26 protein-coding genes and 1 pseudogene are annotated in these 26,292 nt (G+C 64.8%); 14 read left to right on the forward strand and 13 right to left on the reverse strand.

The genetic code is table 11. The features are described 5' to 3' along the window. The 4 genes and pseudogenes from WIMU1_RS06740 to WIMU1_RS06755 all read right to left on the reverse strand — a co-directional run. A pseudogene (locus tag WIMU1_RS06740) lies at positions 1 to 376 on the reverse strand (PaaI family thioesterase); the annotation flags it as partial. A 60-nt stretch (positions 377 to 436) separates the two neighbouring features. Then, the gene (locus tag WIMU1_RS06745) at positions 437 to 733 is read right to left on the reverse strand and encodes a putative quinol monooxygenase (RefSeq protein WP_023955154.1); all 297 of its coding nucleotides are present in this window, start codon (positions 731 to 733) and stop codon (positions 437 to 439) included. A 46-nt stretch (positions 734 to 779) separates the two neighbouring features. Further along, positions 780 to 1,571 (reverse strand): ABC transporter permease, encoded by a 792-nt coding sequence (locus WIMU1_RS06750; RefSeq protein WP_062795966.1) that lies wholly within the window; start codon positions 1,569 to 1,571, stop codon positions 780 to 782. After that, positions 1,568 to 2,494 carry an ABC transporter ATP-binding protein gene (locus WIMU1_RS06755; RefSeq protein ID WP_062795968.1) on the reverse strand — a complete coding sequence of 309 codons (927 nt, stop codon included), beginning with the start codon at positions 2,492 to 2,494 and terminating at the stop codon, positions 1,568 to 1,570. The genes WIMU1_RS06750 and WIMU1_RS06755 overlap by 4 nt, the downstream gene beginning before the upstream one ends. Positions 2,495 to 2,588: 94 nt before the next feature. Here WIMU1_RS06755 and WIMU1_RS06760 point away from each other — a divergent pair, with 94 nt between their 5' ends. Then, positions 2,589 to 3,347, forward strand: a complete 759-nt coding sequence (locus WIMU1_RS06760; protein ID WP_245969197.1) for an ABC transporter permease — start codon at positions 2,589 to 2,591, stop codon at positions 3,345 to 3,347. Positions 3,348 to 3,371: 24 nt separating this feature from the next. On the opposite strand, the gene WIMU1_RS06765 is transcribed toward WIMU1_RS06760, so the two are convergent. Genes WIMU1_RS06765 through WIMU1_RS06780 form a run of 4 tightly spaced genes read right to left on the reverse strand, consistent with a single transcriptional unit; the run spans position 3,372 to position 7,670 of the window. Beyond that, positions 3,372 to 4,475 carry a glycerate kinase gene (locus WIMU1_RS06765; protein WP_062795972.1) on the reverse strand — a complete coding sequence of 368 codons (1,104 nt, stop codon included), beginning with the start codon at positions 4,473 to 4,475 and terminating at the stop codon, positions 3,372 to 3,374. Further along, on the reverse strand, positions 4,472 to 5,338 hold the full coding sequence (locus WIMU1_RS06770; protein WP_062795974.1) for a sugar phosphate isomerase/epimerase family protein: 867 nt from the start codon (positions 5,336 to 5,338) through the stop codon (positions 4,472 to 4,474). The genes WIMU1_RS06765 and WIMU1_RS06770 overlap by 4 nt, the downstream gene beginning before the upstream one ends. Next, positions 5,335 to 6,516 (reverse strand): dihydrodipicolinate synthase family protein, encoded by a 1,182-nt coding sequence (locus WIMU1_RS06775; RefSeq protein ID WP_062795976.1) that lies wholly within the window; start codon positions 6,514 to 6,516, stop codon positions 5,335 to 5,337. The genes WIMU1_RS06770 and WIMU1_RS06775 overlap by 4 nt, the downstream gene beginning before the upstream one ends. Further along, a complete protein-coding gene (locus tag WIMU1_RS06780; protein WP_062795978.1) occupies positions 6,513 to 7,670 on the reverse strand; it encodes a Gfo/Idh/MocA family protein in 1,158 nt (385 codons plus the stop codon). The genes WIMU1_RS06775 and WIMU1_RS06780 overlap by 4 nt, the downstream gene beginning before the upstream one ends. A 212-nt stretch (positions 7,671 to 7,882) precedes the next feature. On the opposite strand from WIMU1_RS06780, the gene WIMU1_RS06785 reads away from it, so the two are divergent. The 4 genes from WIMU1_RS06785 to WIMU1_RS06800 all read left to right on the forward strand — a co-directional run bounded on the left by WIMU1_RS06785 (position 7,883) and on the right by WIMU1_RS06800 (position 11,783). After that, positions 7,883 to 8,920 carry a LacI family DNA-binding transcriptional regulator gene (locus tag WIMU1_RS06785; protein WP_031331411.1) on the forward strand — a complete coding sequence of 346 codons (1,038 nt, stop codon included), beginning with the start codon at positions 7,883 to 7,885 and terminating at the stop codon, positions 8,918 to 8,920. A 112-nt stretch (positions 8,921 to 9,032) separates the two neighbouring features. Continuing rightward, positions 9,033 to 9,908, forward strand: a complete 876-nt coding sequence (locus WIMU1_RS06790; protein ID WP_062795980.1) for an ABC transporter permease — start codon at positions 9,033 to 9,035, stop codon at positions 9,906 to 9,908. Positions 9,909 to 9,940: 32 nt separating this feature from the next. Beyond that, entirely contained in the window at positions 9,941 to 10,963 is a 1,023-nt protein-coding gene (locus WIMU1_RS06795) for an ABC transporter substrate-binding protein (protein WP_062797369.1), read from the forward strand. A gap of 10 nt (positions 10,964 to 10,973) precedes the next feature. Then, the gene (locus tag WIMU1_RS06800; protein ID WP_062795982.1) at positions 10,974 to 11,783 is read left to right on the forward strand and encodes an ABC transporter ATP-binding protein; all 810 of its coding nucleotides are present in this window, start codon (positions 10,974 to 10,976) and stop codon (positions 11,781 to 11,783) included. Positions 11,784 to 11,851: 68 nt separating this feature from the next. Here the strand turns inward: WIMU1_RS06800 and WIMU1_RS06805 are convergent, their stop codons facing one another. Both WIMU1_RS06805 and WIMU1_RS06810 read right to left on the reverse strand, forming a co-directional pair. Next, positions 11,852 to 12,049 carry a hypothetical protein gene (locus WIMU1_RS06805; RefSeq protein ID WP_062795984.1) on the reverse strand — a complete coding sequence of 66 codons (198 nt, stop codon included), beginning with the start codon at positions 12,047 to 12,049 and terminating at the stop codon, positions 11,852 to 11,854. An 87-nt stretch (positions 12,050 to 12,136) separates the two neighbouring features. Then, positions 12,137 to 13,018: a LysR family transcriptional regulator gene (locus tag WIMU1_RS06810; RefSeq protein WP_062795986.1), complete on the reverse strand. Its 882-nt coding sequence runs from the start codon at positions 13,016 to 13,018 to the stop codon at positions 12,137 to 12,139. Between the two features lie 76 nt (positions 13,019 to 13,094). On the opposite strand from WIMU1_RS06810, the gene WIMU1_RS06815 reads away from it, so the two are divergent. From WIMU1_RS06815 to WIMU1_RS06835, 5 genes are all read left to right on the forward strand, one after another. After that, positions 13,095 to 14,369 carry an MFS transporter gene (locus WIMU1_RS06815; RefSeq protein WP_245969296.1) on the forward strand — a complete coding sequence of 425 codons (1,275 nt, stop codon included), beginning with the start codon at positions 13,095 to 13,097 and terminating at the stop codon, positions 14,367 to 14,369. A gap of 52 nt (positions 14,370 to 14,421) precedes the next feature. Continuing rightward, entirely contained in the window at positions 14,422 to 15,813 is a 1,392-nt protein-coding gene (locus WIMU1_RS06820; RefSeq protein WP_062795990.1) for a glucose-6-phosphate dehydrogenase, read from the forward strand. A 134-nt stretch (positions 15,814 to 15,947) separates the two neighbouring features. After that, positions 15,948 to 17,753, forward strand: coding sequence for an N-acyl-D-amino-acid deacylase family protein (locus WIMU1_RS06825; protein WP_062795992.1), 1,806 nt, complete (start codon positions 15,948 to 15,950; stop codon positions 17,751 to 17,753). Further along, entirely contained in the window at positions 17,754 to 18,203 is a 450-nt protein-coding gene (locus WIMU1_RS06830) for a nuclear transport factor 2 family protein (protein WP_023955186.1), read from the forward strand. Positions 18,204 to 18,414: 211 nt separating this feature from the next. Continuing rightward, positions 18,415 to 19,206: a YsnF/AvaK domain-containing protein gene (locus WIMU1_RS06835; protein ID WP_207779645.1), complete on the forward strand. Its 792-nt coding sequence runs from the start codon at positions 18,415 to 18,417 to the stop codon at positions 19,204 to 19,206. A gap of 52 nt (positions 19,207 to 19,258) precedes the next feature. Here WIMU1_RS06835 and WIMU1_RS06840 read toward each other — a convergent pair whose 3' ends face one another. The 3 genes from WIMU1_RS06840 to exaC form a co-directional block, all read right to left on the reverse strand. Then, positions 19,259 to 19,828, reverse strand: a complete 570-nt coding sequence (locus WIMU1_RS06840; RefSeq protein ID WP_062795994.1) for a YdeI/OmpD-associated family protein — start codon at positions 19,826 to 19,828, stop codon at positions 19,259 to 19,261. 121 nt (positions 19,829 to 19,949) lie between these two features. Next, the gene (locus tag WIMU1_RS06845) at positions 19,950 to 20,360 is read right to left on the reverse strand and encodes a DUF779 domain-containing protein (protein ID WP_023955191.1); all 411 of its coding nucleotides are present in this window, start codon (positions 20,358 to 20,360) and stop codon (positions 19,950 to 19,952) included. Positions 20,361 to 20,413: 53 nt separating this feature from the next. Continuing rightward, the gene (exaC, locus tag WIMU1_RS06850) at positions 20,414 to 21,937 is read right to left on the reverse strand and encodes an acetaldehyde dehydrogenase ExaC (protein WP_023955193.1); all 1,524 of its coding nucleotides are present in this window, start codon (positions 21,935 to 21,937) and stop codon (positions 20,414 to 20,416) included. Between the two features lie 206 nt (positions 21,938 to 22,143). On the opposite strand from exaC, the gene WIMU1_RS06855 reads away from it, so the two are divergent. From WIMU1_RS06855 to WIMU1_RS06870, 4 genes are all read left to right on the forward strand, one after another. Next, a complete protein-coding gene (locus tag WIMU1_RS06855) occupies positions 22,144 to 22,788 on the forward strand; it encodes a TetR/AcrR family transcriptional regulator (protein ID WP_084248077.1) in 645 nt (214 codons plus the stop codon). Next, entirely contained in the window at positions 22,781 to 24,250 is a 1,470-nt protein-coding gene (locus tag WIMU1_RS06860) for an MFS transporter (protein ID WP_051721192.1), read from the forward strand. The genes WIMU1_RS06855 and WIMU1_RS06860 overlap by 8 nt, the downstream gene beginning before the upstream one ends. Positions 24,251 to 24,347: 97 nt before the next feature. Continuing rightward, positions 24,348 to 25,001: a hypothetical protein gene (locus WIMU1_RS06865; protein WP_255283871.1), complete on the forward strand. Its 654-nt coding sequence runs from the start codon at positions 24,348 to 24,350 to the stop codon at positions 24,999 to 25,001. Positions 25,002 to 25,004: 3 nt separating this feature from the next. Then, positions 25,005 to 26,180 carry an alkaline phosphatase family protein gene (locus WIMU1_RS06870; RefSeq protein WP_062796000.1) on the forward strand — a complete coding sequence of 392 codons (1,176 nt, stop codon included), beginning with the start codon at positions 25,005 to 25,007 and terminating at the stop codon, positions 26,178 to 26,180. Positions 26,181 to 26,292 lie beyond the last annotated feature (112 nt).

A 26,292-nucleotide genomic window follows, 5' to 3' on the forward strand; every position in this document is an offset into this window, starting at 1 on the left:
CACCATGCACCATTCCCGGCGGACCCTCATATGCGGCGCCGAGGTGGAACTCAGACCAGGCCTCGCCCTCCCGGTCGTGGTGGATCTTCAGGGGCGGCGCCAGGGCATTTCGGACTCCGACGACGGCGTTCCCCCACGGCATCGACAACCCCGAGGGCGTTATCCGGACACCGTAGGAACCGTCGATCTGCTGGGTCCTCAGCTGGGCGGTGGCCTGCTCGATCTGTGACTGAACCGTGCGTACGGTCTCCTCGTCGACCGTCGTACGGATCGTCGCGTCCACGAGGTCTCGTACCGCCACCGCGAGCGGCTCGAAGACCCCGCGCAACCGCGCGATCTCGTCGTCGCTCAGATCTTCCTGCAGAAATTGCACCATCGGAGAACTAGAACACGTTTCCGTTTTCGATGTCCACCATCGATCGGCGCCGCCTGCGGGCTACACGCTGGTGTCGGTCTCGTACTTCGTCAGGCCGGGAGCGCCGGCAAGCAGCGGGCCGAGCTCGGTGATGGCACCCGGACCTGCCCGGAACTCGCGGTAGGCAGCGTCGTGCTTCTCCGATTCCCAACGCTCCACGATCATCCAATGATTCGGATCAGCGCTGTCGACCAGCACCTCGACGCCCTCGCACCCGTCGAACGCACGTGTGTCGGCGAGAACCTTTGTCATGAGCTCCTTGGCGTCTGACAGGGCTTCGGGCTTGAAGGTCACTTCGAGCAGAGCGGTCAACGACATCGTGGTCTCCCATTTCTGTGCACTGATGGTGTCCTGATCAAACTACTCACCGGCGGGAAGTGCTCCGCCGATAACAGCGAACTGCCGCGAACCCGAAGACAGCTGCCCAGACCGCGACGTTCCCCACACAGACCCACAGCGAGATGTGCTCGCCGTAGACGGTGTCGCCGCCGGTCATCGGGTAGCCCGCCAGCGTGCTCACGCCGAACATCGGGGTGAACATCGAGAACGTCAGCATCGCGCCCTTGAGCGGCACAAAAAGGTTGCCGGCGAAAGCCAGCAGCGTCAGCACACCGCCGAGCACCTGGGTCGCCCCGTCCGATCGAAGCGCACTGCCGACTGCCAGGCCGAATGCCGCGAACACCCCGGAGCCCAGCCACCCCAGCACCACACACAACACCCATTGGTCTGCCGGTGCGCTGGCTCCGGTGGCCAGGCCGACCGCAGAGAGCAAGACCAAGGGCATCGCCGCGACCGCAAGGGCCACCGTCACCTTCGACATCACGTATCCCAGCGGTGTCAGCGGCGTCATACGCAGGGTCCTCGTCCACCCGGCTTGCTGCTCGGAGGCCACCGAGGCCGCGGTGGTGGTTGTCGCGAGGATCGCGCCATAGATTCCCATGTGCACCATGACGTAGGCCGCGGTGTCGGCACTGCCGATCCGGCCGCTGCCGTAGTCGGTGGTGGCCCCGAAGATCACGTACATCAGCGTCGGGATGGCCAGGGTGAAGATCATCGCCCGCCGGTTGCGCAGGACCCGCCGCAGGTCGAGGCGTATGTACGTGGCCGTAAAGCCCCGGAGGGGCGACGCGATGTGAGTGTCGGTCAGGGTGGTCACAGGGTGATCCTTTCGGGGGTCCGGTCGTGGTCCGAGGTGAGTGCGACAAATGCGTCTTCGAGGTTGCGCGAGCCGATTTCGACATCGCGCGCACCTGTCTGCGTGAGAAGGAAGCGCGCCAGGTCATCTGACTTTTCAGTGCGAAGAATGGTCCGTCCGCCCCGCTCGCCGACCTCGGCGAGATCTCCGAACGCGGCCTGCGTCCGGGCGACATCGCTCGGCGACATCAACGCCGAGACGCTGCGTCCACTGGCCTGCGCACGAATACTCGCAACCGAACCGTCCGCGACTATGCGCCCGTTGGCCACCATCACGATGCGGTCGGCGAAAGCATCCGCTTCCTCGAGGTAGTGCGTGGCGAACACCACGGTGCGGCCCCGGCGGGCATCAGCACGCATCGTCGCCCAGAAGGATCGTCGAGACTCCACGTCCATGCCTGCCGTCGGTTCGTCCAGCACGATGAGGTCTGGGTCGGGCAACAGGGCCAGCGCGAACTTGAGTCGTTGCTGTTCGCCGCCAGAACATTTCGAGACCTTGCGGTCCGCGATCCCGGTCAGCTGTGCGCGCTCGATGACCTCCGCGGCAGCGGCAGCGTCGCCGAACGTTCCTGCGACGATGCGGACGGTCTCGGCGACGGTGAAGTCGGGGAGCAACCCGCCTGTCTGCAGCACCGCAGCAATCCGTCCGTCGCCGGCGGCCGTCACCGGGTTCTGGCCGAAGATGCTGACCGTTCCCGAGTCGGGTGTCGAGAGTCCCAGCATCATGTCGATGGTTGTGGTCTTACCTGCGCCATTGGGCCCCAGAAACGCGACCATCTCGCCGGCCGCGATACGGAGATCGATGCCGTCCACGGCGCGCACAGGCCCGCCCGCCGAGTCGAATGTCTTTGTCAATCCGCTCAGTTCGAGCGCCGTTGTGTTCATGGTTTACAGCCTGCGGGCCACCGCGGTCCGTCACCCACGGCTAATGTCACGAGATCGGCATGACAGATGTCATCTGGGCAGGAGGTCGATCCCGTTGTCCGACACGGTCGTCCGAATCGGGCCGGCGCTGGCCGTCGCTGTGGTGCTGCTGGCCGTCGTGGCGGTCGCGGTCACTTATCTGGGCCGCGCCGGGCACGAACGCGCCGTGGCCTGGTCGTCGGTGCGTGCGGCCGTTCAGCTCGGTCTGCTGGCGGTGGTGCTGGGACTGCTTGTCCGTCACATCTGGTTGTCCGCCGGATTCGTGGTGCTGATGGCTCTGGTGGCCGCCTGGACGGCGGCGGGCCGGGTGATCGGCCGTCGTCCGACGATGTCCGAGACAGCCCGATTACTGCTGCCGGTCGCCGCACCATCAAATGTGGTGGTGAGCGCATTGATTGTCGTGGGCGTGCTACCCGCAACCGGTCTCGCGCTGATACCGAGCGCCGGCATCATGATCGGCGGCGCGATGAACACCACCTCGTTGACTGGTCGCCGCGCTCTGGACGAACTGACGTCGCGACGCGGTGAGGTGGAGGCCGCGATGTCGCTCGGGCTGTCGAATCATCAGGCGCGGATGGAGATTTGTCGCACCGCTGCGTCCACGGCCCTGATCCCCGCCCTCGACCAGACCCGGACGGTCGGGTTGGTCACCATTCCCGGTGCGTTCGTGGGAATGGTGCTGGGCGGCGCGTCCACCACCGACGCCGCTGTGATGCAGCTCTTCGTGCTCATCTCCATCCTGGCGGTGAGCTCGTGCGCGATGGTGGCCACCACCGATCTGGTCGCGCGGGGTGTGCTCGTGGCACGACGGTGAGCGAGTGAGTCTTGTCGAGTCGGGTCACGCCTGGTGCACGAGTTCGGCTGCGCGTTGAGCTGCTCGTCGGCCGATTTCGGTCAGCCAGTACGACGGGGCCTTCATCGCTTGCGTTGTGGAACCTGCCATTTCCGTCAGCGAATAGGTCGGCACGTCGATACCCGCGTCGACCTGGCCGGCAACCACTACCACCGAGACGTGGCTTTCAGCGGCGAGGGAGACGATGTGCCCAACGATCTTGCCGGTGAGCGATGTGTGGTCGAACCTGCCCTCGCCGGTGATGATCAGATCCGCTTCCGGCGCGGCCGACGTGAGACCGGTCAGGCCGCACACCCGCGCTGCACCTGGGGTGATCCGTGCTCGCCACGCCGCCGCCAGGCCGAATGCGACGCCCCCCGCCGCGCCCATTCCGGGCATCGACGGATCGGCAGCGAGCCCGGCGTCGGCCAACAGATCCACCCATCGACGCAGTCCCCGGTCCAGCTCTTCAACGATCTGTGCATCGGCGCCTTTCTGTGGCCCGAACACGCTCGCCGCTCCCGCCGGACCGAACAGCACGGCAGAGGTGTCGGCAAGCAGCTCGACGTCGGCCGGTGGACTCAGTAACGAGGACGTGTCGACACGCTCGGCCACGAGGAGACCCGCCCCGCCTTCGGGAACCGGCCTGCCCGCCCGGTCGAAGACTTCGAGGCCAAGCGCACGTAGAGCACCCAATCCTCCGTCCGTCGAGGCGGAACCGCCCAGCGCCACAGTCAGTCTCGAACAGTCGGTGCGCCGGATCACCTCGCCGAGTCCGCGAGACGTCGCGCCGAGGGGGTCGAGCCGATCGAGGTAGGCGATTCCCGACGACTCGGCGAGCTCCACCACAGCGCGACCGTCAGGCATGTTCAGCCAGCGGGCTGACACCGGACGCCCGTGGGGACCGGTTGCCGTGTCGTGGGCGGACCACGTGGCATCTCCGACCGCTTGGGCAATTACCGCCAGCGTTCCCTCACCGCCGTCAGCCTGTGGCATGAAGACGAGTTCGTCGCCCGGGCGCGCCCGGGCCCAACCTCTGCTCAAGGCCTGCGCGACGTCCACTGCGCCAAGCGACCCCTTGAACGAGTCGGGCGCGATCAGAACTCTCATCCGGCCAGCGGCGGCAAGACGAGATCGCGGTACCGCTGTTTCATGTTCTCGATCACCTGGTGGCCGTCGGTTGACCACACTTTCTCGTTGAAGATCTCCACTTCGACATCGCCCTGATAGCCGGCCGCTCGCACCCACGTTCCGATGGTGTCGAAATCGATGACTCCGTCACCCATCATTCCGCGCGAGAGCAAGGGGTCGGCTTCCATCGGCACCAACCAGTCACACACCTGGTAGGAGCTGATCCTGCCCTCTTTCCCGGCCTGCCGAATCTTGTTGTACAGCTCCGGATCCCACCAGACGTGGAAGGTGTCCACAACGACTCCCACGGCTTCGACGGGGTGCGGTGATGCCATCGACAACGCCTGTCCCAGGGTGGAAATCACCGCCCGATCGGCAGCAAACATGGGATGCAACGGTTCGAGCGCGATGCGGACACCACGGTCAATCGCGTAGGGAACCAGCTGCGCCAGACGGTCTTCCACTCGCGCGCGTGCCCCGATGAGATCGCGGTCCGGCAGACCGCCCATCACCATCACCAGCTCGGGAGCCCCGAGTTCGGCGGCCTCATCGAGTGCGCGACGATTGTCGTCGAGACCGTCATCGAGCACACCGGTCATGAATCCGCCCCGACACAGACTCGACACCCGAAGGCCCGCGTCCGCAATATGCTTCGCCGAAGAGGCGAGGCCGGCCTCTTGTACCCGATCTCGCCACAGACCGACTGCGCCGAGGCCGGCACTGGCCGCCCCGTCCACAGCTTCTGCCAATGTCCACGAGTTGACGGTCTTGGTGTTCAGAGACAGTGTCGCGTAGGGATTGTCGAGGTCGTAGGGAGATGTCTGTACGGCTGTGGTCGTCACGATCGGACTCCGTTCAGTTCGAGGTACAGACCCATACGATGAATTGCCAGCTCCGGGTCGGTGAGCAATCCCGCCTTGTCGGCCAGGACGAACAAGGTCGTCAGATGCTCCACGCTTCTCCCGGAGGCCAGCCCGCCAACCATCGAGAACCCGGACTGTCTGCCGCGTAACCATGACAGGAACGCGATTCCGGTCTTGTAGTAGTAGGTGGGCGAAGTGAAGATATGGCGACCGAGGTCCTCGGTGGACCTCAAGATTTGTTCTGCGCGTCGGACATTCCCGCGGTCGAGCTCCTGCAGAGCGGTGGACGCTGCCGGATAGATACCCGCGAAGATGCCGAGCAAAGCGTCGGAGTGACCACGTTCGTCACCGATGATCAACCGCGGGTAGTTGAAGTCGTCGCCGGTGTACATCCGCACGTTCGGCGGTAGCGTGCGCCGGAGCGCTATCTCGTGCTGCGCATCGAGCAAGGAGACCTTGACGCCGTCGACCTTCGTGCTGTTGGCCTCGATGAGCCCACGGAACACGGCCGTCGCCTCCTCGACGTCGTCACTGCCCCAATAGCCTTGCAACGCAGGGTCGAACATGGTGCCGAGCCAGTGCAGTATCACCGGACAATCCACCTCGGACAGCAGCGTGGTGTACACGGATACGTAGTCGTCGGGCGATTGCGCCACCCGAGCCAGTGCCCGCGACGCCATGATGATGATCGTGGCGCCCGACTCACCGACCACGGCGATCTGTTCGCGATAGGCGTCCAGGACTGCGGTGAGACCGGCGGCTCCCGATGGGAGAGTGTCGATGTCGAGCTGATCGGTGCCTGCACCGCATGCGAGCATGCCCCCGGCGGCGGTCGCCTCGGCACCCGACCGTCTGATCAACTCGGCAGTCGCCGACCAGTCGAGGCCCATGCCCCGCTGCGCTGTGTCCATTGCGTCAGCGACCCCGAGTCCGTACGACCACAACTCGTGTCGATAGGAAAGCGTGGCCTCCCAGTCGATGTCGGCGGGTGCACCGGGTGTGTTGTCTGCCGTCGCGCGTGGGATCACATGGGCTGCCGCGTACACCTTGCGAGAGGTGATGGGCGATGACGGCTTCGTCCATTCCCCGGGTTCGGCGAGCACATGATTGCCCCTGCCCGGCAGAGCAATGGACAGGTGCGCATCGGTGACGGTCACAGCGTGATCTCCGGCACGGCGAGACGGCGGCCCTCGGCCGAGCTCCGCAGGCCGAGTTCGGCCAGTTGCACACCGCGGGCTGCCGACAACAGTCCGTACCGATGCGGACGCTCGGCGATGACGTCTCGTAAGAACTCTTCCCATTGCAGCTTGAACCCGTTGTCGAGGTCGGCATTGGCGGGCACGTCGAGCCATTGGTCCCGGAAGGGTTCGGTCACCGGCAGGTCGGGGTTCCAGACGGGTTTGGGTGTGTGGGATCGGTGTTGGGCGACACAGTTTCGCAATCCCGCAACAGCTGAACCATGCGTGCCGTCCACCTGGAATTCGACCAGCTCATCGCGATGAACCCGCACTGTCCACGCCGAGTTGATCTGTGCCACAACGCCGTTCTCCATCTCAAAGATTCCGTATGCGGCGTCGTCGGCAGTGGCCGGGTATTCGTTGCCGTCTTCGTCCCATCGAACGGGGACGTGGGTGACAGCTTTGGCTGTGACGGACTCGACTTTGCCGAGGATGTTCTCGAGGACGTAGTTCCAGTGACAGAACATGTCCACGACGATGCCGCCACCGTCTTCGGCACGGTAGTTCCAGCTGGGACGCTGCGCCGGTTGACCGTCGCCCTCGAACACCCAGTAGCCGAACTCGCCCCGAAGAGAGAGGATCCGTCCGAAGAATCCCTCATCGACGAGGCGACGCAGTTTGACCAGCCCTGGGAGATAGAGCTTGTCGTGGACGACACCGGTGGTGACCCCGGCGTTCTCCCCGATACGGGCGAGTTCGACAGCCTGCGTGAGCGTCTCGGCGGTCGGCTTCTCGGTGTAGATGTGCTTGCCCGCCTTCATCGCGGCGGCCAGCGCCTCTGCCCGCCGCGACGTCACCTGGGCGTCGAAGTAGATGTCGGTGCTCGGATCGTGGATGACCGCCGATGCGTCGGTGCTGTATTCGGCGATGCCGTGCAGAGAACACAGTTCCTGCAGTTTTGCCTCGTTGCGCCCGACGAGGATCGGTTCGAGCTGGACGCGGCTACCGTCAGCCAGGAGCAGGCCGCCGGAGTCACGAATGGGAAGTATCGATCGCATGAGGTGCTGGCGGTAGCCCATGCGGCCGGTGACGCCATTCATGGCGATGCGCAGGGTACGAGTCGAGGTGGACATGAGAATGCCTTTTCTTTGAACAGCCGATGCTCGATCGGCGGCCGGCCCGGGGCGCGGCAGAGCTGAAAGGGATGGACGGGAACACACGGGCGGGAAAGGTCACCCGAGTGGATTTCACAACTCAGCTTCGGAATGCGCTTTCCAAGCTATGCTGCTCTCAACGATTGGTCAATAGGCACATCGAGCCGATGCAGAGGCGAAAGGTCGTTGAGATGGCGGCGGTGAGATTGCAGGACGTCGCGGCGGCCGCGGGCGTCTCGCAGGCAACCGCTTCGCGGGTGCTCAACGGGTCCGCACGCGTTCCCGGCGTGGGTGTTGCCGACCGTGTTCGCGCTGCCGCCGCCGAGCTGGGGTACGTCCCAAATGCGCAGGCCCAGGCGTTGGCGCGGTCATCGACCGGACTGATCGGCCTGGTGGTGCACGATGTTGCCGACCCGTACTTCTCCTCCATCGTCCGGGGCGTTCAGGCGCAGGCCCGGGCAGCAGGGAAGCTGGTGTTGCTCGCCAGCACCGAACGCGACTTCGATGTCGAGCGGCAGTCGGTCAGCACGTTCATCTCCCACCGGGCAGACGCCATCATCCTGGCTGGGTCTCGCCAGAGCGGAGACCTCGATCGCGACCTCGAGAAGGAGTTCGCGGTCTATCGCGAGAACGGCGGCAAGGTGGTCGTCATCGGCCAACCGCTGTCGTTCGGCGCCGCCGTCGAGCCTGAGAATTGGTCGGCATCAGGGCAATTGGCAGAGGCGCTCTACCAGCACGGGCATCGCACATTCGCCATCATCGGCGGGCCGGGCAACATCCGCACGTCGGTCGACCGCCGGAACGGATTCGTCGACACCTTGAGCAGACACGGGCTCAGCCCGATCATCGAAGTGTCGGGCGACTTCTCCCGAGACGGCGGCTACAGTGCGGCACGACGACTCGCCGCGGCGCTGGAAATCAGTCCGCAGAGTCCTCGAGGCCGGCCACCCTGCGTTTTCGCGGTCACCGACGTGATGGCGATAGGTGCCATCGCGGCATGGCGCGAGCTGGGACTCAGTGTGCCCGAACATGTCTGCGTGGCGGGTTTCGACGACATCCCCACCCTGCGCGATCATGTCCCCAGCCTGTCCACAGTCGCCCTGTCGTTGGTCGACATCGGCCGGCGTGCAGTGGATCTGGCTCTCGACGAAGCAGCCGCTGGGCAGTGTGCCCACGAGTTCGTTCCGGGCACCGTGATCTTGCGTCACAGCAGCGCCTTGAGCAGCTGATTCCTTCCAGCCTATTGACAGTGTGGTCGCGATCACATTACGTTGACCTCAGCTTCGGAAAGCGCATTCCCGCGGACCTCGGTCTGCATCACTACTAGCTTTAGGACTCCTAATGGCGGTAACAACGTCGGTCGAGATCCGTTCTGCTGCGTTGCAGGCGTCACCCCTCACGCCGACGCGTCACCGACGGTTTCCCTCGTTCCGAAATACTTGGTCCGGCCTTTGGCGGCCGCTCGCCCTGGTAGCGGTGCTCGTCGCCGCCTGGTGGGCGGTGACCAAGTTCGAACTGGTTGCGCCGTACATCCTTCCGTCACCGGGCGACACCTGGCAGACGATGGTGGACAACGCTTCGTACCTCACCACCCACACCTGGGTCACCACCTACGAAACCGTCGCCGGCTTCCTCATCGCCGCCGTGATCGGCGAAGCAGTCGCGGTGATGATGCTCTACTCTCCGAGCGTCGAGAAGACGATGTACCCTCTGATCCTCTTCGCACAGGTCATCCCGAAGATCGCGATCGCACCGCTGTTCGTGGTGTGGCTCGGCTTCGGACCCAGCCCCAAAATCCTTGTCGCCGTGCTGATGGCGTTCTTCCCCATCGTCATCTCCGGGATGGCCGGTCTGCGCTCGGTGGACCCGGAGATCGTCGAGCTCACCTCCACGATGGGCGCCGGACGCTGGAAGACCTTCGCCAAGGTGCGCTTTCCTGCCTCTCTTCCACAGCTCTTGTCCGGACTGAAGATCGCTGCGACGCTCGCCGTCACCGGCGCCGTGGTCGGCGAGTTCGTGGGGGCCAACGAGGGTCTGGGCTACGTAATCTTGCAGGCCAACGGAAACATCGACACCGCAATGCTGTTCGCGGCGCTGATCATCATGTCGCTGCTCGGGATCATCCTGTTCATGATCATCGAGCTCGCCGAGAAGCTGCTCATCCCATGGCATGCCTCACGCCGATCTACCGCCTCTGTCGGCGCGTCGGCCGTCTGAAACACTCGAACCTCACTCAACGGAGATTGAACATGAAACTGAAAACCCTTGTGGTCGCGGCCATTGCGATGACACTCGCGCTCGCCGGCTGCGGTGGTGGAGCCGCGGAGAAGAAGCCCGGCGCCGACGGCCAGGCCACCGCGACATCGCTGATGCTCAACTGGTACCCCTACGGCGAGCATGCTCCGTTCTATTACGGGGTGCAGGAGGGCATTTTCGCCAAACACGGAATCGACCTCACGATCAAGGCCGGGCAGGGATCGACCAAGACCGCGCAGGCCGCCGGTTCGAACCAGACCGACTTCGGCTGGGCCGACACCCCTGCCGTGGTGAGCAACATCGGCAAGGGCGTCAAGATCAAGAGCGTCGGGGTGTTCTTGCAGACAACGCCATCGGCGGTGCAGGTCTACGCCGATTCCGGCATCACGAAACCAGCCGACCTGGCCGGCAAGACCATCGCAGTCTCGGCAGGCGACGCCCCGACCACCACGTTCCCGATCTACCTCGAAAAGGCCGGCGTGCCCGCCGATCAGGTGAAGCAACAGAGCCTCGACGCCGCCGGCAAGGTCGCGGCCATGTTGTCAGGAAAGGTCGACGGGCTCATCGGATTCGCACATGACCAGGGCCCGACCATCGCCAACAAGAGCGGGCGTGACATGCGTTACCTCCGCTATTCCGATGTGGGCCTGAACTTTTACAGCAACGGCCTGATCGCCAACAACGGAATGATCGAGAGCTCACCCGAGCTGGTGCAGGCAATGGTCGACGCCACCAGCGAAGCCTTCACCGCCGCCGCGGCCAATCCCGAGGCGGCAGTGGCCGCGATGGAGGGCAAGGATCCCCAGATGCCGCCGAAGGAAGTTCTGCTGCAGCAGTGGACGGAAACCATTCCGCTGCTCTCGACCGCCGGCACCAAAGGTGAGGCACCCGGAGTGAACACCGACGAAGACTGGGCCGCGACGATCGCTGTGCTGAGCGACTCCGGTCTACTCGAGAACGCCGGCGAACCCTCGCAGTACTGGGATTCGGCCTTCACCCCCACCGATACCAAGTGAGTGAGCGACGATGAATGCCACGACGATCGAACCCCCGAACACCGTGACCGATTCCGCAGTATCCGTCGAGAACTTGAGCGTGCACTTCTCCTCCAAGCGCGGTGAGGTCACCGCACTCGACGACGTGCAGTTGCACGTGCGTGAAGGCGAGTTCGTCACGATCGCCGGACCGTCCGGTTGCGGAAAGTCGACGTTGCTGAAAGTGGTTGCGGGACTTACCAACGCATCTCACGGCAGTGTGCGGCTGCGCGGCAGCGAGGTCAAAGGCCCGCAGAGGGGCATCGGCTATGTCTTCCAGCGAGCGGCCCTTCTCGAGTGGCGGACCGTTCGCAAGAACATCTTGATCCAGGCCGAGATGCGCGGCATGAACAAACGCGCTGCCGCGGCGAAAGCGGATCAGCTGATCGAGATGACCGGACTCACCGGTTTCGAGGGCGCACTCCCCCATGAGTTGTCCGGTGGTATGCAGCAACGCGTCTCCCTGTGCCGGGCGCTGTTGCACGAGCCCGAGGTGCTGCTGATGGACGAACCCTTCGGTGCGTTGGATGCGCTCACTCGTGAGCGGATGAACGTCGAACTCCATCGGATCTGGCGGGAGACCGGCACCACCGTGATGCTTGTGACCCACTCGGTCGCCGAAGCGGTGTATCTCGCGAATCGAGTGGTGGTGATGAGTCCGCGGCCCGGTCGCATCGTGGAGATCCTCGACGTCGACCTTCCGGCGGAGCGCGACTACAGCGCAACCATGGAACGACCCGAGTTCATCGCGGTCGCCAACCGGGTACGCGACCTCCTCGGGGCAACAACCAGCGCCGATTGACCGGTGGCGGGCAGCGCACGCGCTGCCCGCCATCCCCTTCGCTCGGCGCGGACGCTCCGCTGATCCGGTCAGTCCTCGCGGTACTCGTCTTCCAGCGGTGCGGTCACCACTTGTTCCTGTTCCTGGACGTCAGCTGGGTCCGCGTCGAGCGGCCCACTGCCACCGGCGTCTTCGGCAACGTCGGCCTGCTCGGGGTCCACGTCTTGCTGCTGCTCGAGCACATCTTCGACGGGCTGGGTATCGCTTGGCTCTCCGATCTCGGTCATGGAATTCCCCTACCCAGTCGATGGTGCGTAAAAACACTTGGCCGGAAATTTCTTGAACTGCTCAGGGCGCACGGATGAAACGACCAATCACCGGCGCTCGGCCGCCCATTCGGTCACGTAGTCGCGGAATCGTCTGGCAACCGGCGTCATCGCCCGGTCGCGATGCCAGATCAGCCCGACGTCGCGGGAGCTGCGGTCACCGGTCAGTGGGAGCAGGGTGAGGCCCGCGGGCAGCTGCGGGTTGTCCTCGACCGGTATCACCGCAACCCCGAGGCCCGCGGCGACGAAGCCTGCGACCGTCCCCAGTTCGGTGGCCTCGAAGGTGATCTGCGGCCGGAAGTCCGCCTCAGCACACAGCTCCTCGAGGATCCGTCGCATACCGAACGTCGGCCCCATGGCGACAAACGACTCGTCGCGCGCCTCGGTCATGGCGATCTCGTCGCGGACCGCAAACGGATGGTCGGCGGGTACCGCGAGGGCCAGGCGCTGACGCATGATGGACGCCCACCCCACATCGTTGCTCCGTGGTCGCGGCGACACGATGGCGAGGTCGGCCGGCCCCGCGACCACCCGGTCGAGGATGGATTCGGCCGCTCCCTGGGTGAGGGTGAAGGCGACCCGGGGCGACATCTGGCGCCGGAACTCCCCGATCAGGGTCGGCACCAGCCAGACCCCGAAGGAGTGCAGGAAGCCCAGGTCGATGGACCCTTCGACCGGGCCGGCTCGGTCGGCGATCTCGTGGCGGGCGGCGTCCATCTCGGCGACGGCCCGGCGCAGATGCCCTAGGTAGATCTGGCCGTAGGCGTTGAGCTTGAGCCGCTTGGCGTGCCGGTCGAACAATTCCACCCCGAGCTCTCGTTCGAGCCTGCCGAGCATCCGCGACAACGTGGGTTGCGTCAGATGCAGCTTGCGGGCGGCCGCGGACGTGTTCTCGAGTTCCGCGAGGGTGATGAACCAGGCGTCGGCCATGCGAGCCTCCTTATGCGTCTGATGTATTACAACGCACCAAATGATTCATTTCCACTCGTGGCCCACTAGTGGAAACCTGGGTTCGGTGACCCGCTCGCCGATCAGCCGTCCCCGCCCGATCCCGCCCCGCGCCGGATATCGGACCGGCGAGCGCGGCTACCGCAGAACTGCGTTCGCGCTGTTCACCGCTGGGATGGCGACCTTCATGACGCTGTACTACGTGCAGGGTCTGCTGCCGATGTTCTCGGACCACTACGGGGTTTCGCCGGCCGTCTCGGCACTGGCCGTCTCCGTCACCACAGGTCTTCTCGCCGTGGCGATCGTGCCCGCCAGCGTGCTGTCGGAGCGGTTCGGCAGAGTGCGGGTGATGACCGTGTCGGCGGTCTCAGCCGCTGCGCTGGGCGTGGTGCTGCCGTGGAGCCCGACGTTCGAACTGCTGCTGGCGGGACGCGCAGTCCAGGGAATCCTCTGCGCAGGAGTTCCAGCAGTGGCCATGGCCTACCTCGCCGAGGAGATCGACGCCCGATCGCTGGGCACGGCGATGGGGATCTACGTCTCCGGCACCACGATCGGAGGCCTGACCGGGCGCCTGATCCCCACCCTCGTGGTCGACGTCACGGCATGGCAGTGGGCGCTGGAGGTTGCCTCCGCCGTTGCGCTTGTGTTCGCGGCGATGTTCTCGCGCTTGGTGCCGCCGTCCAAACAATTTCGGCCACAACCGATCTCGCCGAGGCGGACACTGCAGAACCTCGCCATCCACCTGCGCGACGTCCCGCTCCTGTGTTTGTTCGGGCTCGCGTTTGTGCTGATGGGCGGGTTCGTCGCGGTGTACAACTTTCTCGGTTACCGCCTGCTCGCCGACCCGTTCGATCTGCCGGCAGTTCTGGCCGGACTGGTGTTCACGCTCTACCTCGCCGGAACCGCATCCTCAGCCGTGGCGGGCAGGTTGTCGGATTCCTGGGGACGAGAACGTGTGCTGGTGACCGCGATGTGCGTGATGGTGGCCGGGTTGGCGCTCAGCGTTCCCGATTGGCTGCCAACGGTTCTGGCAGGCATCTTCCTCTTCACCGCCGGGTTCTTCGCGGCTCATTCGGTGGCCAGCGGGTGGGTCAGTGCCCGCGCCACCGATCACCGAGCCGAGGCCTCCTCGCTCTATCTGCTCGGTTACTACCTCGGGAGTTCGATCGTAGGGGCCTGTGGTGGCGTCGCGTTCGCGATGGGAGGCTGGATCGGCCTGGCCGGATACGTGGCAGCGTTTCTGATCGCCGGGGCCGTGCTCACCGCCGTCCTGCTGCGGTCGATCACCATGCCTGCGGTCACGGCGAAATCCCCTGAGCTCATCGAGAGCTGACCTAGACTCGGGGAAGCCATCGGAAAGTCGTCGCCCTAGGAGCTCACCCAACATGCCCGACGAGAGCAGCGCGGTTGTATTCGTTCTATTCGGTGCCACAGGCGATCTCGCCAAACGCATGGTGTTGCCGTCCTTTTACGAGTTGGCCCGCGAAGGGTTGCTCCCCGAGACGTGGGCGCTGATCGGCAACGGGCGCGGCCATCGCTCCGACGACGAGTTCCGCGACCACGTGCGGCAGTCGGTCACGACGTTCGATGCGGCACCCGACGAGACCCAGTGGGCCGATTTCGCGAAGAACGTCCGATTCGCCGGAGGTGGTTTCTCCGTGGACGACCCGGGCGATCTGCCAAGCGTCATCGACGACCTCCGCGGACAACTCGGCGGCGAAGTCCAATTGGTCCACTACATCGCGCTGCCGCCCACGACCTTCTCCGACTACACCGCCGCCCTCGGGGCACACGGTCTCGCCGACGGCGCACGCGTGGTGTACGAAAAGCCTTTCGGCACTTCACCGGACGACTTCCGGAAGCTCGATGTCGCCGTACACGACGTGTTCGACGAGAAGCAGGTCTACCGGATCGACCACTTCCTGGGTAAAGAGAGCACCCAGAACCTGCATGTACTCCGGTTCGCCAACGGCATGGTGTCCGGCGTGTGGAACCGGGAGCACGTCGAGCAGGTCCAGATCGACATTCCCGAGACGTTGGACATCGACGACCGGGCGGTCTTCTACGACGCCACCGGGGCGTTCCTCGACATGGTGGTGACACACCTGTTCCAGGTCGCCGCGGAGGTGGCGATGGAGCCGCCGCTGAGCCTGGACGCCGACGATCTGCAGGGCGCCCGCGAGTCGGTGATCGCCGCCTTCCGCCCGCTTGATCCGGCCGAGGTGGTCTACGGCCAATACGAAGGTTTCCGGGACACCGAAGGCATTGCCGACGACTCGCAGACAGAGACATTTGTGGCGGCCCGCATGTGGGTCGACACCGACCGCTGGCGTGGAGTGCCATTCGTGATGCGCACGGGCAAGATGCTCAACCGCAGTGCCCAGCGGGTGAGCCTCGTGTTCCGTCGCCCTGACGGGCCGATCAAACATCTCCCACCGGAGGGCACCGTGCTCACCTTCGACCTCAAGGGGGACGGGTCGATCGACATGGCGATGACCGTGAAAGAACCGGGCTCGGGCACTTCCCTGTCCGTCGGGCACATGTCGCTCCCCCTCGACAGCGTCGCCGACGGCCTCGCCCCGTACTCACGGCTGATCCTCGACGTCTTACGCGGTGACCGCTCCCTGTTCACCAGGCCGGACGGTCTGGCACACGTCTGGGAGGTCGCGGCCCCTGTTCTCGACAATCCTCCTGTGCCACAGCCTTATTCCCCGGGGTCGGTAGGTCCGGGTGCTGCTGACCGACTCGTCGGACCCTGCGGGTGGATCTTCGACTGACGCGTGATGCTCCCACCACTTCACGGTGCGACCGGGCACTTGGTTCCGTAGGCGGCATTTGCACTATGCCAACGGAATTCGGCGGTAGAGGGCCCACTGTTGACGCGCCTTGATCAGTGGGGTTACATCCGACTATGACCTACGACACACTGATCCGCCGGGGTCGGTGGTTCGATGGCACCGGCGCCCCTTCTTCCATCGCCGATATCGGCATCCGTGAGGGTCGAATTGTCGCGGTCAGCGCGCAGCCGCTGGATCCGGCCGGCTGCCGCACCGTGATCGACGCCACCGGCCGATGGGTGCTGCCCGGCATGGTCGACATCCACACCCACTACGACGTCGAGGTTCTCGGCGGGCCGGCCTTGAGCGAGTCGCTGCGGCACGGCGTGACCACCGTTCTGCTGGGTTCGTGTTCACTGTCCACGATCCACATCGGAGCCGAGGTGGCCGGCGATCTCTTCGGCCGCGTCGAGGCGATCCCGCGGCGACATGTGATCGCCAACGTCGACAGCCGCAAGAACTGGCGCAGTGCCGCCGAGTACGTCGACGCGCTCGAATCGCTTCCCCTGGGGCCCAACCTCGCCGCGTTCATCGGACACTCGGACATGCGGGCGGCAACGATGGGCCTCGACCGGGCGACACGCAAAGAGGTGGCCCCCGAACCCGAAGAGCTCCTTCGCATGGAGAAGATGCTCAACGAGGCGCTGGACGCCGGCTTTGTCGGAATGTCCTCGCAGCAGCTGCTTTTCGACAAACTCGACGGAGAGGTGTGCCGTTCTCGCACGCTTCCTTCCACCTACGCCAAGGCGCCAGAACTCCGTCGGCTGGGTGCCATACTGCGCACCCGCAATCGGGTTCTGCAGACCGGACCCGACATCTCGCGGCCATGGAACGTGCTCTCCCAGGCGTTCGGTTCCCTGGGCCTGGGTCGTCGTCGCCAACTCAAGACCAGCCTGCTCTCGGCGGCAGACATCAAGGCTCGCCCCGAGGTCATCCACGCGATGGGTCCGATCGCGCGGTTCATCAACAAGCTCGGCGGGAACTTCCGCTGGCAACACCTCCCGGTCCCCTTCGAGGTCTATGCGGACGGAATCGACCTGGCGGTGTTCGAGGAGTTCGGCTCGGGCGCGGCAGCTCTGCATCTGCAGACCGAGGTCGACCGCAACGAACTCATGCAAGACGAGGACTACCGGCGCGCGTTCCGCAAGGACTACGGACGCAAGTACGGCCCCCGGGTGTGGCATCGCGATTTCTTCGACGCCGAGATCGTCGAATGCCCCGACACCTCGGTGGTCGGCAAGTCGTTCGGCCAGGTCGGTGTCGACCGCGGTGGACTGCACCCCGTCGACGCGTTCCTCGATCTTGTCGTCGAGCACGGCAACCAACTCCGTTGGCGCACAACTATTTCGAATCACCGTCCCGAACTCCTCAAGAAGCTTGCGGTGGAACCGGGTGTTCAGCTGGGTTTCTCCGATGCCGGCGCCCATCTGCGCAACATGGCGTTCTACAACTTCGGACTCCGGCTGTTGCGCCATGTTCATTCGGCGGCAGAGGCCGGTACGCCGTTCATGACGATCGAACACGCGGTGCACCGGCTCACCGGTGAGCTCGCCGACTGGTACGACATCGATGCCGGGCACCTGCGCGTCGGCGACCGGGCAGACCTCCTTGTTCTCGACCCCGACCACCTCGACGAGCAACTCAATGCCTACAGCGAATCAAGGCTCGAGCAGTTCGGTGGCCTGTCACGAATGGTGAACCGCAACGACGAGACCGTTTGCGCTGTGATGGTCAACGGCGAACTGGTGTTCGAGAATGGTTCACCCACAGCAGTTCTCGGTAAACGACGGGTCGGGCGCTTTCTACGCACCCGAACCGGTGGTAGCCCGGCCCCGTCGCCGCACGATCGATCCGCACATCCAACACCTCAAGGGGTATGAGTGACGAGCACCAATGAATCCGTAGTCCTCGGCCTGTGGGCCGCCCTGAGCCGACGCGACTGGGAGGCCATCAAGGGCTTCGTGTCCGACGACTGCATATACGTCGACATGCCGGTGGGGCCGGCAGCTGCCGCGCGAGGGCCCGAGGACATCGTGAAGCGCCTCAAGATCGGCTTGGAGAGCCTGGCCGACTACGTCAACCACGACGGCTTACTGGTGGAGAACGGTCAGGACGTGATGTACGAACACACCGAGACCTGGACCTGGCCCACCGGCGAAACCGCGACCCTGGCTTTTGTGACCGTGCACAAGGTTGTCGATGGACGCATCACTCTGTGGAAGGACTACTGGGACTTCGGCGGCCTGGCCAATCACGCGCCGCCGAACTGGGTGGAGAACTTCAGTTCCGCCGACATGTCGTGGATGTACGACGCCACCGGCGTCATCTGAGTCGGCCGCAGCTGGCCGCCCCACCGCCTCGATGTGACCGTGGCGCGCGGTGATGTGGGTCCACTGAAACGTGCCGGATGAATCGGACATGCTGTCTAATTATCTTTAATTTCAAATGTTTTGGTGTTGATGATCACGGGCATACGTTCGGTAGAGCAGCATTTGCGACTGCAAATCGCCGTTCATTCCGAGCACTACTAGGAGAGACACCGTGACCATTTCCAGCAACCAAGTGAGCAAACTTTCCAGCGGCGGCGGAAACGTCGTGTCCGCGAGCGGCGGCAAGATCGGCAGTATCGGCCAGATCTACCTCGACAACCAGACCGACGAGCCCACGTGGGTGACCGTCAAGACGGGCCTGTTCGGCACATCCGAGTCGTTTGCCCCTCTCGCCGATGCCACCGTCCAGGGCAACGACATCGCCATCAGCTACGACAAAGACAAGATCAAGGACGCGCCGCGGGTCGATCCTGACGGCAGCTTGTCGCCGGCCGAAGAGGACCGACTGTACGAGTACTACGGCCTCGCAGGAACGGGCGGCGGCGTCGATGCTGGCCATGTCGGAACCGCGGGCAACGCCGGTGATTCGGGCAAAGGAGTTGTCGGACATGATACTTCGGGTCCCACCACGGACGATGCGATGACCGTCTCCGAGGAGAAGGTGCGCGTCGGGACCACCCAGCAGGAGACCGGCCGTGCACGACTGCGCAAGTACGTCGTCACCGAGAACGTCACCAAGACGGTGCCGGTCAGCCACGAAGAGGTGCGTGTGGAGCGCGAGCCGATCACCGACGCCAATCGCGGCGCCGCGCACGATGGTCCCGCCATCAGCGAAGAGGAGCACGAAGTGGTCCTGCACAGCGAGGTACCCGTCGTGGACAAGGACGTCGAAGCTGTCGAACGTGTTCGGCTCAACACCGAGACAGTGACCGACGAGGCCACTGTCACCGACGAGGTGCGCAAGGAGCGGGTCGAGGTCGACGAAGACGGCAAGAAGCACTAGCCGTCCGGCTCACGCCGCCATTCCCGGGAAGGGGAATGGCGGCGCAGCCCTGTCACGGCCGTTGATTCCGGGCGGCCTTGTCGACGATGGCAGCGATGCGCTTGGACTTGGTCTCCGGGCGCTTGGCAAACGCGATCTGCGAGAGGCCGAACTTACGAGCACTGGGCGGGAACGCATCCCAGTTCTGGCGCGCAACGGGATTGGCGTCGAGAGCTGTTGCCAGTTCGGTTGATTCGACCAACGCCTCGGCATCATCGAGCAGGTTCCACAGCCCGCGGGTTTTGGCGTCGTCGATGACCGCTTGCCCTGGAGGTCGCATCCGACCCTGAGCGATCAGGTCGGCAACCCGTGCCTTGTTCGACGCCGCCCACGCACTGTCGCGTCCCCTGCGCGTGAACCACATGCCGCGGCGGTGGTCGTCGATCGCCCGGGTGTGACCGTCGATCCATCCCCAGCAAAGCGCTTCACGCACGGCTTCGTCGTAGTCGAGTGGTGGGTGACCGGATCCCTTGCGCCAGAACACGAGCCACACGCCCGACGACGTGGCGTGATTGTCTGCCAGCCACCTGCCCCATTCGGCAAGATCCGCCGGATGCAGCTGGGGCGCCTGGGTGTCAGCCATGTCGGTAGCGTAGCGCCGGTGCCATCTGCGGCCCGCCGAAATGCCGAACACCCGCCCCGGTCATCTCTTTCAGTGGCGGCCGTCAGAGATGTCCGGAGCGGGCGGGGTGACCCTGATCGGGTCAGCCGACCTCTGCGCCGCGCAGGGGTGGAGCGGCATCGAGATCGGAGTTCTCGTCAGCGGTGAATGCTCGTGAACGGGAGAGGAACCGGACACCCTCGGGCGCCTCGAGGCTGAACCCGGCACCACGCCCGGGGACGACGTCGAGGATCAGCTGGGTGTGCTTCCACAGTTCGAACTGGTCGCCGTTGATCCATACCCTTACCGCGGGTAGGGGTTCGGGCAGGTCGAGCGTTCCGACCAGCACGTCACGACTCCCGACGCGGAACTCTCCGGCGGGGTAACACATCGGGGCCGATCCATCGCAGCATCCACCGGACTGGTGGATCATGAGGCCGCCGTGGAGCTCCGACAGCTTGGTCAGGAGCTCCACGGCGGAGTCAGTTGCGACGACCCGTTCCGGTGCAGTCATCACACACTCACTTCCTGATGAAATCTCTTGTCACGCTTGAGGAAAAGCTTCGATCAGAAGAAGCCCTTGGCCTGTTGAGCGTAACCCACCAGCAGGTTCTTGGTCTGCTGGTAGTGCTCGAGCATCATCAGGTGGTTCTCGCGGCCGATGCCGGACTGCTTGTAGCCGCCGAAGGCCGCGTGAGCCGGGTAGTCGTGGTAGGTGTTGGTCCACACCCGACCGGCCTGGATCTCACGGCCTGCGCGGTAGGCGGTGGCACCGTCGCGCGTCCACACCCCGGCACCGAGTCCGTACAGGGTGTCGTTCGCGATCTGCATGGCGTCGGCATAGTCGGAGAACTTGGTGACAGCCAGGACCGGGCCGAAGATCTCCTCCTGGAAGATGCGCATCCGGTTCGTGCCGGCGAAGATGGTGGGCTTGATGTAGTAGCCACCGGCCAGATCGCCCTCCAATTCGAGGGGCTCGCCGCCGGTGAGAACCTTGGCTCCCTCTTCCTTGCCGATCGACAGGTACGAGGTGATCTTCTCGAACTGATCGTTGGACGCCTGGGCGCCCATCATGCTGTCGGTGTCGAGCGGGTTGCCCTGCTTGATCTTCTTTGTGCGCTCCACCGCGAGGTCGATGAAGTCGTCGTAGATCGAGTCCTGGATCAGGGCACGGCTGGGGCACGTGCACACCTCGCCCTGGTTCAGGGCGAACATCGTGAATCCTTCGAGCGCGCGGTCGCGGAAGCCGTCGTCCTGTGCCATGACGTCGGCGAAGAAGATGTTCGGGCTCTTGCCACCGAGTTCGAGGGTCACCGGGATGATGTTCTCCGACGCGTACTGCATGATCAGCCGGCCCGTGGTGGTCTCGCCGGTGAACGCGATCTTGCGGATCCGGTTGCTCGAGGCCAGCGGCTTGCCCGCTTCGACACCGAATCCGTTGACGATGTTCAGCACGCCGGCCGGGAGCAGGTCGGCGATCAGACTCATCAAATAGAGGATCGAAGCCGGTGTCTGCTCGGCGGGCTTGAGCACCACCGCATTTCCGGCGGCCAGCGCGGGAGCGAGCTTCCAGACGGCCATCAGGATCGGGAAGTTCCACGGGATGATCTGGCCGACAACGCCGAGGGGCTCGTGGAAGTGGTAGGCCACCGTGTCTTCGTCGATCTCGGAGATCGATCCCTGCTGGGCGCGAAGTGCTCCGGCGAAGTAGCGGATGTGGTCGATCGCCAGCGGGATGTCGGCGGCCAAGGTCTCGCGAACGGCCTTGCCGTTGTCCCACGACTCGGCGACGGCCAGCTTCTCGAGGTTCTCCTCCATCCGGTCTGCGATCCGCAGCAGCGTCAGTGACCGCTCGGCGACCGAGGTACGACCCCACATCGGGGCGGCCTTGTGGGCTGCGTCGAGGGCCAGATCGATGTCCTCGGACGTGGACCGGGCGACCTCGCAGAACGTCTTGCCGTTGACGGGCGACGGGTTCTCGAAGTACTGGCCCTTGACCGGTGCTGTCCATTGGCCACCGATCCAGTTCTCGTAGCGCGACTCAAAACTCATCACTGCGTCGGATGTTCCGGGATTGGCGTAAACGGTCATGATGCTCCTCTGTTACCTGTGGTGGCCATCGTGACCCACCCGCATGAGGTGGCCACGTGTGACGTAAGGCACACAGTACGAGTCGCCGCGTTGCATCAGGGTTGCAACTGTTCACGGACCGTCCGAGCCCCCATGAGCGTCGCTCAACAACACCGGAATAATGCGATACGGTACCGTTTCGTTTCGTTTCGTGTTAGCGTCTGCCGGTGTCATCCACCTACTCCGCGGACGAACGCCCTAGAGGGCGCCCTCGGGATCCGAGTCGCGACGAGGCGATCACCGACGCGGTGGTCGAGGTCCTCGTCCGTGACGGCTACGACCGCTTGACCATGGAGGGTGTCGCCACCGCAGCGGGCGTCGGCAAGTCCACCGTCTACCGCCGATGGAGCAACAAGGCCGAGTTAGTCATCGACACGATGGCGACCCTCAAGCCTGCCATCGACGCCATCGACACCGGCACGCTCGAGGGCGACATCGAGCTGATGGTCTCCGTGTCGTGCAGTCCGCGATCACAGCGGCTGTTGCAGGTGATGGTGAGCATCTGTTCCGCCCTGCCCCGCGAGCCCGAGCTGCTCGAGGCGTTCCGAACGCGCTTCACCGAACCGCGCATCGCACGCATGACCGAGATGCTCGAACGCGCCAGGGGCCGAGGCGAACTCGGTCCCGACGTCGACGTGGCCATGGTGGCGAGCCTGCTGCCCTCGCTGATGCTGCAGCGGGCCCTCACGACAGGCCAGCCCGCCGGCCGCGCCTACGCCGAACAAATAGTGGACAGCGTGCTGATCCCGGTGCTCGGTCTCCGCACGCGACCCATTTCGACCTCCGACACGAAAGACACCGCCCATGACTGAAGCACCACCCTCCTCTTCGACCCGCAACGGCGGGCTCGCCCTGGCCGTGATCTGCGTCGCGCAGCTCATGGTGGTGCTCGACGCCACCGTGGTAAATGTTGCGCTGCCCAGCATCCGCGACGACCTCGACTTCTCGGCCGCCAACCTCACCTGGGTTGTCACCGCCTACTCGCTCGCGTTCGGCGGGCTCCTACTCTTCGGCGGACGCACCGGCGATCTGTTCGGCCGCCGGCGGATGTTCATGATCGGCATCGCGCTCTTCGCGGTCGCATCGCTTGTCGGCGGATTCGCCACCAGCGAGATGATGCTGATCATCGCCCGCGCCGCTCAGGGCGCTGGTGGTGCCATCGCCGCGCCCACCGCTCTTGCCCTGCTGGCCACCACGTTCACCGAGCCGAAGGCACGAGCTCGTGCATTCGGCGTGTTCGCGGCCATGGCCGCATCCGGCGGCGCCCTGGGGCTGCTGCTCGGTGGCGTGCTGACCGACTTTGCCAGCTGGCGCTGGGCCCTGTTCATCAACGCGCCGATCGGCGCGATCGTCCTCCTTCTGACGCCACGGGTACTCAACGAGTCGCAGGGTTCAGGCACCAAGCTCGACTTGCCGGGCGCAATCTCCGTCACCGCTGGCATGTCGATGCTGGTGTACGGCCTGACCAAGGCTGCCGACGACGGCTGGGCCTCGACAACCACCGTGGTGACCCTCGCGATCGCTGTGATCCTCCTGGTCGCGTTCGTGGTCATCGAGCACCTCTCGAGCCACCCGCTCATGCCGTTCCACATCTTCGCCGACCGCAACCGCACAGGCTCGTACCTGATCATGCTGTTCCTCGCGGCGGGAATGTTCACGACGTTCTACTTCCTGGCGCAATACCTGCAGAACGTGCACGGATGGAGCCCATTCCACACCGGGGTCGGCTTCCTGCCCATGCCGGTGACGATCATGTTCATGTCCATCGTGGTGGTCCGACGACTCATCCCCAAGATCGGCATCAGACCCTTCCTCACCATCGGCCCGATTTTCGCTATCGCGGCGATGGTCTCGTTCGCACAGCTCGATGCGAACAGCAGCTATTGGACCTTCTTCGGATCCCTTCTGTTGCTCGGCGTGGGTATGGGGTGCAGCTTCGTGCCGCTCACCTTGACGGCCGTCAACGGTGTCGCGCCGCACGAGACAGGCCTGGCCTCGGCGTTGCTCAACACGGGCCAGCAGGTCGGCGGCGCAATCGGCCTCGCCGTCTTCGGCACGATCTTTGCGCACGCCGCGACCACCCGAGCCGACGACCTCGGCAGTAGCGCCGGCACCACAGCTGGTCAGGCAGACATCTTTGTTGCCGGCCAGCAGCACGCCTTCCAGGCGGCAATCGTGGTGACAGTGCTGGCACTGATCGCGTCGCTTGCGCTCATCCGCGTCAACAAGGTCGCTACGCCGGACCCGGCAAAGGAGCCCGCACTGGCGGACTGACCACTTGTCCGGTGACCCGTGTCGGCCGCGAAATCGTTGAGGTGCGTTCATACTCCGCTTCGGCACGGGACGTTCGGCTGCGCGATAGCCTTCGGTGGTGATACGCCACAACGTTCGCACCGAATGCTGGGGTTTTGCGATCGGCTCGGCACTTTTCGCGATCGGCTCGGCGCCCGGATTCGCGAACTGGGCCGGTGCCCCGGCGGCCAATGTCTCGTTCTTCGTCGGCTCGTGGTTCTTCACCTTCGCCGCGTTTGTCCAGTTTCAGCTCTGCGGATCGCTTGGCGGAACCGCGATGTCGATCGCCGGGTCGCAGCGAGTCGGCCGCGAGGTGCACTCATCGGAGTGGTGGTCTGCCACGGTGCAATTGGCGGGCACCGTCGCGTTCAACATCAGCACCGGCGCAGCGCTTGTCGTACATTCGATCGCCGACGCAGACCGCTTCAGCTGGCGGCCCGACCTCTATGGGTCGGCCGCGTTTCTCGTCAGCTCAGGACTGGCGGTATTCGCCACCGAGCTCTACCGGCAGCGTGATGAACCCGATGCGCCCGATTGGGGCGCCACCACCCTGAACACCGCCGGATCCATCGCATTCGGGTTCTCGGCGGTCGGCGCCTACATCGATCCGCAGTCCGGCAAGGTGGTTGCCCCTTTCATCGACCAGGTAGGCACCTTCGTCGGAGCCCTTTGTTTCATGGTCGCTTCCCTCATTTCGCTACCGCGAAGATCGACCACCGCGTTAGCGTCGTAGCCGATGAGCGAATTGGATCCCCACAGCAGCTTGCCGCCGTTGTCGTCGGTGCTCGAGTCGGTCGCCGCATCGCTCGGTGCGGCCGACTTCGACAACCGGCTGCGTCTTGTCCCGGCCCACTCGGCAACAGTCCTACTCATCGACGGTCTGGGTGCGGAACTGGTGGCCGCCCATCCGGTTGATGCCCCGAATCTCAATGCCGCGAGTCTGGACCATTCGACGGTGGTCGCCGCCGGCTTCCCGGCCACCACGTCGGTGAGCCTGACCAGCTTGAGTACCGGGCGCACGGTGGGGCAACACGGGATGGTCGGCTACACGTTCAGGGCCGGTGCCGATGGGCTGGTCCCCCAGTCGCCGATCCTGAACACACTGCGATGGTGCGTACACGGAGATCACGACCACGACCTGCTGCATGTGGCGGTACCTGAGGACATCCAATCGGGGACAACGATTTTCGAGCGCTGCCGCGCGCAGGGATTCATCACCCGCCAGATCGTCCCGGGCCACCACATCGGGTCGGGTCTCTCGCGCGCGGCCTTCCGCGGGGCCGGGCAGGTGATCGCCGCCGAGAAGCTCGACGAACTGCGCGTGGCCATCCTCGCCGAGATGACCGGGCGCGAACCGACACTGGCATATGCCTACTACGGTGGCCTCGACCTCGCCGGGCACCTCGAGGGGCCGGGGTCAGAGTCCTGGCGCGAACAGTTGCGCCTCATCGACGAGATGGTCGGCGCACTTGCCGATGAGCTACCGGCGGGCAGGCAGATCGTCGTGACAGGTGACCACGGGATGGTCGACACCTCGACCGGCCGATTCGACATCGACACCCACCACGAGCTGACGATCGGTACCACTGCTGTCGCCGGTGAGGCACGGGTACGGCACATCTACACCGAACCGGGAGCCGCGCCCGATGTCCGGAGCGTCTGGCAGGAAACGCTGGGCGACCGCGCCACCGTGGTCACCCGAGAAGAAGCGATTGATGCCGGCTGGTTCGGGCCGGCTGTGACCGAGCGGCACAAGGTCAGGATCGGGGATGTGATCGCGGCGGCCCGCGGAGTGACCGCGATGGTGCGCTCCGTCGTCGAACCACTCGAGTCCCAGCTCGTCGGGCAGCACGGGGCCTGGGACTCGGCAGAGCAGTTGGTCCCGGCCATCGTTCTGCGGGGCACCCGCTGACCTGTTCGTGTCCAAGCGAGTTGTGTCGGAACGAGTTCGCCGTACCGTTGGTTCGGTGAAGGCAACACGGACCACTCGACGTGCCGCCACCGGCCCCACGGTGATCGACGTA

The sequence above is a fragment of the Williamsia muralis NBRC 105860 genome (assembly GCF_001598915.1).
Taxonomy (GTDB): Bacteria; Actinomycetota; Actinomycetes; order Mycobacteriales; family Mycobacteriaceae; genus Williamsia; species Williamsia muralis.